Below are 12,283 nucleotides of genomic sequence, written 5' to 3'. Positions count from 1 at the left end.
GGCAGTCACGTTATACGCCTGTTGATCAACGATAGGAGAAGATGGGTAGGAGCTGCGAAGATCCTGCATGACAGCGGTAGCGGCCTGATCGCTGATATGGGTATACTTTTGCAAGATCTTGGCAGCCTGGTCGGGATACTTCTGAATAAAGGCCAGGGCCATCGCGATGGCCCGCACGAGGGCCTTGAAGGTATTGGGCTTAGCGCGGATGAGGCTGGCCTTGGCGTAGAAGACGGAATTGAGATGGCCGGTCAGCTGAGGGACATCGCCGCGCAAGGGGCTGATCAGCATGCGCCCCACCTGCTGGAGCTGGACGGCCTCGCCCGTGGGCTTGAAGAAGCTGAGAGCATCGACGCGGCCCGACTTGAGAGCGGCGATGGCGGAGGAGACATTATTGCCGACAGGGACGAGGGTAGCATCCTTGCTGGCGTTGAGGCCGAAGAGATAGAAGAGGTAGCTGACGAAGGCGCCAGTCTGGCCGGTGGTAGAGACGACGCCGATTTTCTTGCCGACGAGGGCCTTGACCTTGGCCTCCAGGGGGCTGCTCTCGGAGAGGCCGGTCTGCTGCAGGAACTTATTGCTGACGATGATATCGTTGGGGAAAGCCACCTGCAGCTGACCAATGACCTTGACATCGGAGTCGATCTGCGAAACGAGGAAGGCTTCGGTAGCCAGGCCGCCGATGGCGACGTCGATGGCGCCGGAGTGGATAGCCTCGGCCATCTGAGGGCTGGTTGGCTCAGTCTGGAAAGGAGTGGGATAGACGGTGAGGCCCTGAGCCTGGAAATAGCCTTTGTCGAGAGCGACGAAGTCGGGCAGGAAGGAGCTGGAGAAGGCGTCGATGGCCACCTTCAGCTTCATATCGTCCTGGCTGTTTGTAGCAGAACTGGTGCCAGAGCTGGAGCCACATGCTGTAACGCTGAGCAAAAGCAGCGTAAGAAACAGCATGAGCAGAGAATTCCTCAGCAGCTTCTGCGATCTGGGTTGCATGACTTTCCTCCCAAATCTCATTGAGAGAAATAGAAAATTGTCAATCCACTAAGGAGTGCTGCCGCTACAAAGATAGCGCGTAGTTAGGGCCAGAATATTCTTGGAGCGGCAGCCTCCAGAAAGATCTTCTCTACCACCTCACTGCCATTGGCCCGTATAAATAGCCCTCACTCATTAGCCCAAGCCTGGCCAATGAGGCTAGACGACAGGCGTGAAGCCCTGCATCGCTTGAGCAGCTGTATCTGTATCAACGATCGCATTGAAGGGTGGAACAGCTGATAGCAGACCTGCCTTAATGTCAAAGGCTGCAGTCACGTTATACGCCTGTTGATCAACGATAGGAGAAGATGGGTAGGAGCTGCGAAGATCCTGCATGACAGCGGTAGCGGCCTGATCGCTGATATGGGTATACTTTTGCAAGATCTTGGCAGCCTGGTCGGGATATTTCTGAATAAAGGCCAGAGCCATCGCGATGGCCCGCACGAGGGCCTTGAAGGTATTGGGCTTAGCGCGGATGAGGCTGGCCTTGGCGTAGAAGACGGAATTGAGATGGCCGGTCAGCTGAGGGACATCGCCGCGCAAGGGGCTGATCAGCATACGGCCTACTTTCTGGAGCTGGACGGCCTCGCCCGTGGGCTTGAAGAAGCTGAGAGCATCGACGCGGCCCGACTTGAGAGCGGCGATGGCGGAGGAGACATTATTGCCGACAGGGACGAGGGTAGCATCCTTGCTGGCGTTGAGGCCGAAGAGATAGAAGAGGTAGCTGACGAAGGCGCCAGTCTGGCCGGTGGTAGAGACGACGCCGATTTTCTTGCCGACGAGGGCCTTGACCTTGGCCTCCAGGGGGCTGCTCTCGGAGAGGCCGGTCTGCTGCAGGAACTTATTGCTGACGATGATATCGTTGGGGAAAGCCACCTGCAGCTGACCAATGACCTTGAGGTCGGCATCGATGCGTGAAACGAGGAAGGCTTCGGTAACCAGGCCGCCGATGGCGACGTCGATGGCGCCGGAGTGGATAGCCTCGGCCATCTGAGGGCTGGTTGGCTCAGTCTGGAAGGGAACAGGATAGACGGTGAGGCCCTGAGCCTGGAAATAGCCTTTGTCGAGAGCGACGAAGTCGGGCAGGAAGGAGCTGGAGAAGGCGTCGATGGCCACCTTCAGCTTCATATCGTCGCTGGCGCTACTAGCTCCCAAATTCAGGTTGCAGCCACTGAGCATGACGCTTATCAAAATGAGCAGGCTCAAGACGGACCAGAAAAATCTGGTTCCAAGGGATTGCATAACTCTCTTTATCCTCCGGTATCAGGATTCCCGAGTTTGACCTCGGCTATGGGTTAATGAAGTGAGCAAAGTCTAGCCCAAGCCTATCTTGACCTGCCGGTCTAAGAAACCGACTTGTCCAGACCTTGCTCCCAGCCCTGGACTGTATGCTCACGGCCAGGTAACAGGCTGTTTCAGCTGCCTGCTCCAACTGGAAGACTCGCTCCGCTCGTCAAGCGGGCTGGCTGCCTGATTTGGAGCTAGTCTCCAGGTCTGCCTTACTCTCCGGTGCGAGTACCTTCTTTCCTCGCAGTAACAAATAGATGATAAAGGTTCAGCAGCTCGGGTGTCAGTTCTTCTTTGGGAATAAAAGGAAAGACAGGTCGATCGTACTCGAGCGCTTTGTAGACGCTATAGACGACGGTCGCCTGCCAGCCATAAGAGCCAAGCAGAGATACAGGGTCGTCGATAGCGCCGAGCCAGGGAGAGCCTAGGCTGGCGACCAGCTTCGTGCGTACCTCCAGCAAAGGAGACTTGAGCATAGCGCTGTGTACGGAATCGAAGCCAAGCCAGCTGCCGGGGGCTGCCAGATTGCTAACCTGGCTAAGGAAGTTCCTGATTTGTTCTTCTGAGAGGTAGAACAGTAACCCTTCTACCAGCCAAATCGCGGGGAGGCTGGGATCATAGCCGGCCTGCAGGAGAGCGTCCGGCCATTCTGAAGCTGCCAGATCAACGGCCAGGCTACGTCGATCGCACAGGGGGCGGGCACCGTGCCTCTGTAAGACCTCCTCTTTGTACTCAAGGACCATTGGCTGATCCAGCTCGAAGAAGCGTGTCCCCTCTGGCCATTCCATACGGAAGGCACGGGTATCCAGCCCTGCGGCAGGGAGGACGATCTGCTTGATGTCTTCTTCATGTACCAGCTGATCTAAGCAGTCGTCGAAGAAGCGTGTGCGGACAATAATGGGGGCCCCGTGATCCTTAATCAGGAGCCGACGTCTTTCCCCTTCCTCGGTAGCCAAGGCGGCAGCCCAGGGGTCATTGAAGAGGCGATCCGGTCGTCGGCTCTCGAAAGCGCGGACGGCGGCGGTCATAAAAGCGCTTGGACCAATAAGCTCCTTGGGCGTTGACGAATAAGCTGTCTCGGACATCAATGAGTCTCCTTTTCTCCTCAAGAAAAATTCAGGCGCTCGAACGCCGGCAGAGGACGATTGCCTACCATCCGATCAACCACTCAGCCGGACATAAGCAGCTCGCAAATAGATCCTCAACCCTTCATCTGCAGCCTTTGGTCATGGTGTCCTGCTCTGGCAGAAGAGCAACTTCTGGATGAGTGTTTCGCGCAAGACAGGCTGAAAGATGAAACTGAGTCACTTCAGATCGAACAGCAGAACCGTAGCGATGAGCGGTCAAGACCTGCTCCTCACGCTGGATCTGAAACCTTGCAGTGCCTGGACAGCAGTCTGAGTATCTACCAGCTGCTGATAAGGCGGAGCGCTAGTAATCAGACCTGCTTTGATATCGAAAGCTACCGCTACGTCATAGGCATGTTCATCTGCAACTGGCGTAGCTGGATAAGCATGTTGCAGAACCTCCTTGGCCGCTGCTATTGTCTTAGCATCAACCTGGGTATACTTTTGCAAAATCCGCATCGCCTGATCCGGGTACTTTTGCATAAAGGCCAGAGCCATTGCGATCGAGCGCACAAGCGCTCTGATAATCTTGGGCTTGGCGCGAATGAGACTGGTCTTAGCATAGAAGACAGGCTTCAGCTGGCCGGCCAGGCCAGCTCAGGAACTGCCCCTTTCAGCGGACTGATCCAGATATGTCCCGGGGCCTGAGACCCGATGGTTTCGCCAACAGGCTCGAAGAAACTCAGTGCATCGACGTCTCCAGCCTGCAGCGCGGTGACCGACCGCACTGGCCACCGTTGGGTCGAGTGTAACCAGCGTTGCCTCCTTTTTGAAATCGAGACCAAACTGGTGGAGAAGGTAGGCGACAAATGCCCCGGTGAGTCCCGTAGTGGAGACGACACCGATTTTCTTGCCGACGAGAGCTTTCGCCTTAGCCGCCAGCGGGCTACTTTCGGTTAAGCCTGTCTCCTGCTGCAGCTTGTTACTGCCAGTAATCGCGCCGGCCAAACCGACCTGGAGCTGACCGATCACCCTAATATCAGGATCAACCTGAGAGGCCAGAATGGCCGCGGTGAGTAGACGGCCGAGCCACCTCACCTCGATGGCCCCAGAACACACAGCCTCCGAGATCGCTTCATTGCCTCTCTCCGATCGGCAGGGAGGCGTGCTCAGCAGCTCCCGGGAGAAAAGCAACGTCTTCCTCCACGCTGTTTCTCAGGATTGATCAGCGCTGCTGAGCTTGAGGCCAGCCTTCCAATGGGAAGTCTTTCGATCGATAAGGTTCACGATCGCATTCAGCAATCCTGCAATGAGTGTCAGGACCAGCAGCGCGGCAAAGATGCCGGCGGCATTAAAGGATTCACCAGACGACTGGATCAGATAGCCGATGCCGTGGTTGGCCCCGATCTGCTCCGCCACAATAGCCCCGATCAAGGCATAGGGGATGGCCACATGCAGACCGGTCAGCACCGAACCAGTAGCCGAAGGAAGGATCACCTTGAAGATCACATCACGCTGCCGTCCTCCCATCAGGCGCACCGCATCGACCAGGTGCTGATCGACATTGCGCACGCCGTTGAGCGTATTCAGGAAAATCAGGAAAAAGACTGTCACAGCTGCCAGCACGACCTTCATCGGAATCTCGATCCCCAGCCAGAGAATAAAGAGCGGTGCCAGGGCAATCTTCGGGATGCTGTTCAAAGCAATGATGAACGGGTTAAAGATCCGCTCCAGTGTCGGCTGTAGACCGAAAAGAAATCCCAAGAGCAAACCACTCGCGACGCCGAAGAACAAGCCGAGCAGCGTTTCCTCCAGAGTCACCGCGGTATTAATGATGAGCGTACTCTCATACCAGGGGTCCCCGTCGCTGAGCCAGGTGATGGTCTGGCGGAGAATGGCTAACGGGTTGCTTAGAAAGGAAGAATCAAGAATCGTCCCCGAGGCGAATTGCCAGAAGAGCAGCACACCTACCACTAGCAGCAGGCGGGACCCGTAGATCAACCATTGCTGACGCTGCTTGCGCTGCTGGGCCTGTCTGACCAAAGCGGAGGGCCCAACAAGAACAGGCCTCGACGGCTCTGACCTGAACTGGTTCACCAGGCTCATAGCCTTACCTCCTGCCTCTGCACTTGCAGACGGGACTCCATGAGGGCATCCCAGAGACGCCGGTGCAGGTTGGTAAACTCCGGACGAAAGCGGATATGGAAGGCATCCCGTGGGCGCGGCAAGGCAATCGGCTCGTCTGCGATGATGTGGCCTCCTGTGCCGAGGACCACCACACGATCACCCAAGATAATGGCCTCCTCCAGATCATGCGTCACAAAAAGCACGCTGGAGCGCTGCCTGGACCAGAGCGAGAGCAGCTCATTCTGCAGCTCTAGACGCAACTGAGCATCGAGCGCGCCGAAAGGCTCATCCATCAGAAGCGTTTCAGGCAGGGTCACCAGCATCCGAGCCAGACTGGCCCGGCGCAACATGCCGCCCGAAAGCTCGTGAGGATAGAGCTTCTCGAAACCCTCCAGTCCGACCAGGCGAATGAACTCGGCAGCGCGCCGGCGTCGCTCCGAAGCAGCGATTCCCCTGATCTCCAGAGGCATCTCGACATTACGCTCGACCGTTCTCCAGGGCATCAGGGTGTCTTTCTGAGTCAAGTAACCGACTTCCAGTCGGGGCCCACTGATGGGAACCCCCTTGTAGTAGACCGTTCCGGAGTCGGGGGGCAGCAGGCCAGCGACGATATTGAGGAGCGTCGTCTTGCCGCAGCCGCTTGGGCCAGCGAGCACGACAAAGCTCCCGCTCTCGATTTCAAGGTTCACATTGTGCAAAACTACTATCTCTCGATCATTCCGAATGAATGACTTACTAATCTGTTCTATATGTATGACAGTGCTCATTGAGCTACTCCTTTAGAACCTGGAAGAGTGGCAAGTATTGTCAGCGTTCACTCTCCAGGCCAGGCACCCTTGTGCCCTTGCATGACCCTTGGCCACAACGGTCGACATCTAGGGCCAGCATCCTGATAAGTCGCTAAGCCTGCGACAGAGCAGACCGGTGGCTGTCGATCTCATCCTGTCTATCTGGTCTGGACTGATGGCATGGCACCCCTTGGCCAATGACAGGGCAAGCAGTAACGCGAGCTTTTCCTCATGAAGTGCAGTTCCAGTCTTCTGCTGGACCGTGTCCTCTGGCCACTCGTAGAGGCTAAGCAGAGGTTGGCGAGCGAGCTTACTACTCCTTCCTTGCGTATCCTTTCTTTATAGTCTTGGTGGCTCCTCTAAAGGCAAGCGTTTGGCGGTAACGAGCATGTGATACAGCTTCTCGGTCTCAGCGTTGAGGACCGCGGGGGCAATGAAAGGAAAGATCGCTCGTCCATACTCGTACCCTGTGCGTGCGTTGGGCACAAAGCTGGCCTGCCAGCCCAAGGAGGCCAGGAGTGCGACCGGGTCATCGATGGCGCCGATCCAGGGAGCCCCATTCTTCTTTGTGAGCTGGATGCGAGAGCTGGTCAGAGGAGAAGGGAGCATCGCGCTCTGGATCGCATCGAAGCCGAGCCAGCTCCCTGGGGCTGCCAGGCGGCTCAGGCGGGCGAGCAGCTGGCGAGTCTGCTCCAGGGGAAGGTAGAAGAAGAGTCCTTCCACGAGCCAGACCGAAGGAAGCGCCGGCTGGAAGCCAGCCTGCTGCAGCTGGTTTTCCCAATTGGAGGAGGTCAGGTCGACGGCCAGAATCGTGCGTTGGCAGCGTGGCTGAGCCTGATGGACCTGAAGCCGGGCCTCCTTATAAAGGACCACTGCGGGTAAGTCAAGCTCGAAGAAACGGGTAGCTGGGGGCCAGCTGAGGCGAAAAGCTCGCCTATCGAGTTCGGCGGCGGGGAGCACGATCTGGCGCAGACCCTCCTCGTGGGTCAAGCGTTGTAGCCACTCATCGAAATAGTGTGTACGTACAACGATCGAAGCGCCCCGATCTTCCCCTTTTTCGAGAATGCTGAATCCCTCACGGCTGGCCAACAAAGCGGCCCAAGGATCGTCGAAGAGACGATCTGGTCGCTGGCTCTCGACGGCGCGTGCTGCCGCTTTCAAGAAGGCGGTCACGCTGATGCGCTGGTGTGTCGAATCAAGCATATCTATCACAGGGTTCTCCCAGTGTGTCGTTTCTGTCACAATCTAGAGCTAATCGCCTCTATTGTCAGAAACAAGGAAAATTATATAGTGAGAAAGGCTTAATAAGCGCTGTCACATATTTAGCCGTTAGCATCACCGGGAGGCCCTCAATGGAAGAGCTTATTATGACTGAAGAGCTTGACTTATATCTTTCACTGGATCTATGATATAAAGCCCTGTCAATACCTCACTGGGTAGAAGGCCCTAAAGAACCGGGCATCTCTATCTATGAAAGGATAGTACCTTCTAAGGATTTATGCAATATTTGCCCGGCATTTTTATATAATCTTAATATTTGAGGATGCCATCATCTGTTAAAATAACTAAGCGAGGAGTCGGCTCTGTGGGAAGAACCCTATAAGCAGCACCAGGAAGCGGTTACCGTCTTTCCCCGAATTGTGGAGCTCTGTGAATCGAAGAAGGTCAGGAGCCTGATTGTGCCAGGCTCCTGGCTCCTTGTTTGCAACAGGAAGAGCCTTGATCGATGTATCGCCTGGACTTTGAGACGATGAAACAGGTCATGCGCGAACATCGCAAAACCGGACTCCTCTATGCCGATCTCCCCTCGGGAGTCCCGGGGATGCCGGAGCCATGCCGTGTTGAGATCATTCTACGTGCAGGGCAGATTGTTTCCTGCTTCTTCGTTGGCAAGAGTGGGCGGCGTCTGAAAGAGGAGGACGCTTCGCCAAAGCTCGCACGCCTGGGGAAGCTCGACTGGACTTTTATCCCTCAAGAGGAAGTTCCGATTGAGTCGCATGCTGTGCCCGGGCAGGTGAGAAACACGCCCACAGGGCCCTCAGCTTTCCCGCAGCGCCTGCTGCATCTGGAACAGTGGCAGATGGTTGGCTGGTCGCGCATGCATCGCATGGTCTTTGCTCTAGCTGACGGAACCCGTTCTGTCGAGAAAATCGCTGAGATTCTCTCGACCTCTCCCGAGGCGGTGCGTGCTGTTCTGCGTGATCTCCAGGCGATCGGCGTGATCCGTCTGTAGCGCCGTGAGAGGGAGATCTCGCGATCAGCTGAGCTGGCACTGCCAGGACAAAGACGCAGCTTCCTAAGCAGAGATGGCTTTCTGGGAGAAAGGTGTCTGATGCGCTTTTCTTTCCCAATGCATATTTCCTTGCTGGTTGCCCAGCTATTCAGTTCTACCTGTCTTGCGAAAACAAGGAAGGAAAGGCTTCCCTATGAAAAGGATCACCGTTGCTGATCTCGATACCCAGAGTACTGATGCGGAAGTGCCCAGTTATCTGGCCTCCGACCACCGTGAGAACCGCTGGCTGCGTTGGTGGTATCGGCTGGCCTCTCCTGCGACGCCGCCGGCCTCGGCCTCCTTCCAGCGTCGCGAACTCTTTCGGCGCGGGCGGACTGGCAGTCAGATCCTGCCTGCCCTCTACCTCCTGCTTATTGTAGCTCTTCCTGCCGGCTTTCTCGGCACCAATTTCTACCTGGTGCCCATTGTCATCGCCTGTTTCTTTATGCTGGTTATTGCGACGGTTCTGAACCGTCTCGGCTTTGTCAATGCTGCCGGCTTCATTGTGGTTTTGACCTTTATGTTCTTCCCCATCGCCGATATTGTGACCACCCCTGGCGGCATCAATATGATGGATCTGCCGGTTTTTGGCATGCTGATCCTGCCATTGGTCTGTGCCGTCTCCTTCCTGGCCCCCTGGTGGGTGTTCGTAGTCGCTCTGATCAACTGTCTCTTTACCTTCTTGGCCCTGACTCAGCTCCCCCAAACACCCGAGCTGATGGGTATGCTTGAAATCAACTTCACCGGCATCATTAGCCCTATCCTCATCAGCCAGATAATCATCTCGGTCGTGGCCTATGTCTGGGTTAGCAGCACAGTACACGCTCTAGCACGTGCCGACCGCGCGGAAGAGATCGCTCGTCTGGAGCATGATCTGGCTCTGCAGGCTGAGGCTGCTGCCCGGCAGAAGGAGCAGCTGGAAAACAGCATTCAGAAAATCGTGGAGACCCATACCCGGGTGGCCAACGGTGACTACAGCGCTCGCGTTCCGCTCACAGGCGACAATGTACTCTGGCAGATCTCTGGCTCACTCAATAACTTGCTGGCTCGCATGCAACGCTTGCATCAAGACTCTGCTGAACTACAGAAGATGAAGCAGGGCTTCTATCAGCTGCGCGAGGAAAACAGACGTTTGCGGGAGACCGTGCTGGCCCTTCAGCAGCTGCGCGAGGATGAGGGTCGCTCGCGGGGAACCTCGTCCCCTCTCTCGCAGTTTTCGCCTGACGATCCCAGAAAGCTGATGTGGAACACCGGCGAAGAGCGCTTCTGAAGACTGCCTTGCACCTGACCAGGACTGGATTCTCCTCCAGTTGCTTACCTGTTGTCTCTTGCGGCCCCTGGTCCAGTGCCACCTGAAGCGGCATGACGACCGGCTTGATAGCGCCTGCGCGGCTGATGCTCGTTGGACGCCACTGTGCTCAGATCCTCTCTGGGCCAGGTCGGTCTCCTGGAACTGAAACAAAGGCATGGCTCATGCGTATCTTCTCTGTGGTATCATACGTACCGTTAGAAAAAAACCGGGCGGCATGCTCCACGAGCTGGATGCTGAGATGGGCACCCGATGAGTTCTTTTGTCGACTACTATGCTGTGTTGGGGGTAGAGGCCGGCGCCTCTCCTGCTGAGATCAAGGCTGCTTTCAAAAAGTTGGCGCTTCGCTATCACCCTGATGTCTATAAGGGCGAGGATGCTGAGGAGCGCATGCGTCTGATTCTGGAGGCCTATCAGACGCTCAGCGATGCTGAACTAAGACGAGCCTACGATGAGCGTCGCCGGCAGCAGCTTGGCTTGGCAAGAGCCGATCACTCTCCGCATGCGGAGGGTAAAGGCTCCACCTCTACCAAAGCGACTAAAGCTGAGGTTTCTCCGCAGGCCCGTCGCGATCGCCAACGCCATTATGATTTCCCCGCGCTGGATGGCCCGGCGACCATCTATCTAGGCCAGATCATCTATAGTCTGGACGCTAAGCAGGCGGCCACCTTGAGAGAGCAGGGGCTGCTGCGCGGCAGCGTCAGCGGTGGCCAGGCTCGCAAAGATGGGGCGCTCCACTTGCGGCTCTCGACGGCTGTAGGGACACCAGAGGGTGATGTTTGCTATTGCCATCGCTGCCACCATCGCTGGTCTGCGCCCGCGGGAACAGTATTGGCTCCCACGCAGAGAGTGGCCTGCCCACGTTGTCAAGCCTATGACTGGACGGAATATCTGCTGTTGCGCTGTGTTCACTGTCGGGCTGTCTTCGAGAGTGAGCAGATTCGCTATGAGATCGGCGGCTATCGCTATGGTGGGGGCAGACTCTGTCAACCCTACGAGCTTTTTCCGCTCTGTCCTTATTGCGCCCGTCCTCAATGGTGCCCTGCTGAGGATGCGCGTCTTGAGCGGGAGCGCGCAGCGGCAGCGCGGCGGCGTGGTCTCTCTTTTCTCCTGGCGCTGGTCTTCCTTCTCGCGGTGGTTGCGGCACTGAGCTTCATGGCGCTGACCACTCTCATCCACTAAGGGAGGGAGGCCGACCTGGCTCTGGTGGCTGCACGCTCCGGGCCTCTTCCTCGCCGCCTCGCCGCCCAAGGGATTCGGCCAGTAGTGTATGTATGGCCTAGCAGAGGGAAAGAAGAGACATGTCTGCCTTGCATTTACAGGGGATTTATCCGCCGGTTCCGACGTTCTTCACTCCCGACGAAGAGCTTGACCTGGCGACGCTGGAGGACCACCTCCGCTGGCTGGCCGAGAGCGATATCGCCGGTTATGTGGTTCTTGGCTCGAATGGCGAAGCGCCCCATTTGACCAGCGAGGAGCGCGAACAGGTCATTCGCACGGCACGTCAAGTCATTGACCAGCTGGACCACCCAAAAGAGAAAGCACGTTTCCGACTTCAGTTGCTCGCCGGCTGTGGTGAGCAGTCGACGCGGGCTACTATCGCTGGCTGCGAGCGAGCGGCTCGCGCGGGGGCCGATGCTGTACTAGTGCTACCCCCCTTCTATTTCCGTGGGCGGATGACTGGGGCAGCGCTGCTGGCACATTATCGGGCAGTCGCTAACTATTCTCCTCTGCCCGTTGTGATTTACAATATGCCAGCCAATACGGCAGGTCTGGACATGGAGGCGTCGCTGATTTGCCGCCTGGCCGAGGAGCACCCCAATATCATCGGCCTCAAAGATAGCGCTGGCAACATTGCCAAGCTGGCCCAGATCGTGGGCCAGCTGGACGCCAGCCGTCCCGATTTCGCTGTGCTAGCTGGCAGTGCTGGCTTTCTGCTACCGGCGCTGGCGGTCGGAGCGCGGGGAGGAGTACCTGCCTTGGCCAACGTTCTGCCACAGCAGGTTTGTCGCGTCCAGACTCTTTTTGCCTCCGGCTGTCTCGAAGAGGCCCGCCGCCTACAAGCTCGCCTGGTAGCACTCAATACTCTACTGACCACGACCTACAGTGTAGCCGGGCTCAAGGCCGCCCTGCAGCTGCTCCGAGGCTATGGAGGGCCGCCGCGCTCGCCGGTCTTGCCCTTGGACGGACAGGAACTCGCCCAGCTGAGGGCCGCCCTGGCTCCTTTTGTCAGCGAAGGCCTATCCAACGACTAGCCCTCCTCCTCTCCGGGCTCAGGTTGAGGAGAGGAGCCACAAGCATACACTCCTCCACTGCTGCTGATTGGCTGAACAGAGCTGCCAGGCTCACGGGCGTGAGGTGCGCTACTCGCTCGGCAGATCGAGCGCTGTAGTGGCCCACGCCC

General features: G+C 57.2%; 10 protein-coding genes. 4 read left to right on the top strand and 6 right to left on the bottom strand.

The genetic code is table 11. From position 1 onward, the window contains the following. From KTAU_RS04715 to KTAU_RS04690, 6 genes are all read right to left on the bottom strand, one after another. Positions 1 to 861, bottom strand: an 861-nt coding sequence (locus KTAU_RS04715; protein WP_170293062.1) for an ABC transporter substrate-binding protein, incomplete at its 3' end; no start/stop codon positions are given. Positions 862 to 1,188: 327 nt separating this feature from the next. Then, a complete protein-coding gene (locus tag KTAU_RS04710) occupies positions 1,189 to 2,271 on the bottom strand; it encodes an ABC transporter substrate-binding protein (RefSeq protein WP_151727251.1) in 1,083 nt (360 codons plus the stop codon). A gap of 257 nt (positions 2,272 to 2,528) precedes the next feature. Then, complete coding sequence (locus tag KTAU_RS04705) at positions 2,529 to 3,401, bottom strand: SAM-dependent methyltransferase (RefSeq protein WP_151727250.1); 873 nt, start codon at positions 3,399 to 3,401, stop codon at positions 2,529 to 2,531. Positions 3,402 to 4,598: 1,197 nt separating this feature from the next. After that, a complete protein-coding gene (locus KTAU_RS04700) occupies positions 4,599 to 5,384 on the bottom strand; it encodes an ABC transporter permease (protein WP_170293061.1) in 786 nt (261 codons plus the stop codon). A gap of 101 nt (positions 5,385 to 5,485) precedes the next feature. After that, positions 5,486 to 6,277 (bottom strand): ABC transporter ATP-binding protein, encoded by a 792-nt coding sequence (locus KTAU_RS04695; RefSeq protein ID WP_151727248.1) that lies wholly within the window; start codon positions 6,275 to 6,277, stop codon positions 5,486 to 5,488. 360 nt (positions 6,278 to 6,637) lie between these two features. Next, a complete protein-coding gene (locus tag KTAU_RS04690) occupies positions 6,638 to 7,501 on the bottom strand; it encodes a class I SAM-dependent methyltransferase (protein ID WP_151727247.1) in 864 nt (287 codons plus the stop codon). Between the two features lie 523 nt (positions 7,502 to 8,024). On the opposite strand from KTAU_RS04690, the gene KTAU_RS04685 reads away from it, so the two are divergent. From KTAU_RS04685 to KTAU_RS04670, 4 genes are all read left to right on the top strand, one after another. Further along, a complete protein-coding gene (locus tag KTAU_RS04685) occupies positions 8,025 to 8,531 on the top strand; it encodes a hypothetical protein (RefSeq protein ID WP_151727246.1) in 507 nt (168 codons plus the stop codon). 193 nt (positions 8,532 to 8,724) lie between these two features. Further along, positions 8,725 to 9,840, top strand: coding sequence for a methyl-accepting chemotaxis protein (locus KTAU_RS04680; RefSeq protein WP_151727245.1), 1,116 nt, complete (start codon positions 8,725 to 8,727; stop codon positions 9,838 to 9,840). Between the two features lie 291 nt (positions 9,841 to 10,131). Further along, the gene (locus KTAU_RS04675; RefSeq protein WP_151727244.1) at positions 10,132 to 11,061 is read left to right on the top strand and encodes a J domain-containing protein; all 930 of its coding nucleotides are present in this window, start codon (positions 10,132 to 10,134) and stop codon (positions 11,059 to 11,061) included. A 119-nt stretch (positions 11,062 to 11,180) separates the two neighbouring features. Next, positions 11,181 to 12,134 (top strand): dihydrodipicolinate synthase family protein, encoded by a 954-nt coding sequence (locus KTAU_RS04670; protein WP_151727243.1) that lies wholly within the window; start codon positions 11,181 to 11,183, stop codon positions 12,132 to 12,134. Positions 12,135 to 12,283 lie beyond the last annotated feature (149 nt).

Origin of the sequence: Thermogemmatispora aurantia (genome assembly GCF_008974285.1) — a bacterium.
GTDB lineage: Bacteria > Chloroflexota > Ktedonobacteria > Ktedonobacterales > Ktedonobacteraceae > Thermogemmatispora > Thermogemmatispora aurantia.
This window is presented reverse-complemented; position numbering and strand designations above follow the sequence as displayed.

Bases quoted from the DNA above. Each gene is read 5' to 3' on its own strand.
- KTAU_RS04710 (WP_151727251.1), bottom strand. From the start codon at position 2,271: ATGCAATCCCTTGGAACCAGATTTTTCTGGTCCGTCTTGAGCCTGCTC.
- KTAU_RS04705 (WP_151727250.1), bottom strand. From the start codon at position 3,401: ATGTCCGAGACAGCTTATTCGTCAACGCCCAAGGAGCTTATTGGTCCA.
- KTAU_RS04695 (WP_151727248.1), bottom strand. From the start codon at position 6,277: ATGAGCACTGTCATACATATAGAACAGATTAGTAAGTCATTCATTCGG.
- KTAU_RS04690 (WP_151727247.1), bottom strand. From the start codon at position 7,501: ATGCTTGATTCGACACACCAGCGCATCAGCGTGACCGCCTTCTTGAAA.
- KTAU_RS04685 (WP_151727246.1), top strand. From the start codon at position 8,025: ATGTATCGCCTGGACTTTGAGACGATGAAACAGGTCATGCGCGAACAT.
- KTAU_RS04680 (WP_151727245.1), top strand. From the start codon at position 8,725: ATGAAAAGGATCACCGTTGCTGATCTCGATACCCAGAGTACTGATGCG.
- KTAU_RS04675 (WP_151727244.1), top strand. From the start codon at position 10,132: ATGAGTTCTTTTGTCGACTACTATGCTGTGTTGGGGGTAGAGGCCGGC.
- KTAU_RS04670 (WP_151727243.1), top strand. From the start codon at position 11,181: ATGTCTGCCTTGCATTTACAGGGGATTTATCCGCCGGTTCCGACGTTC.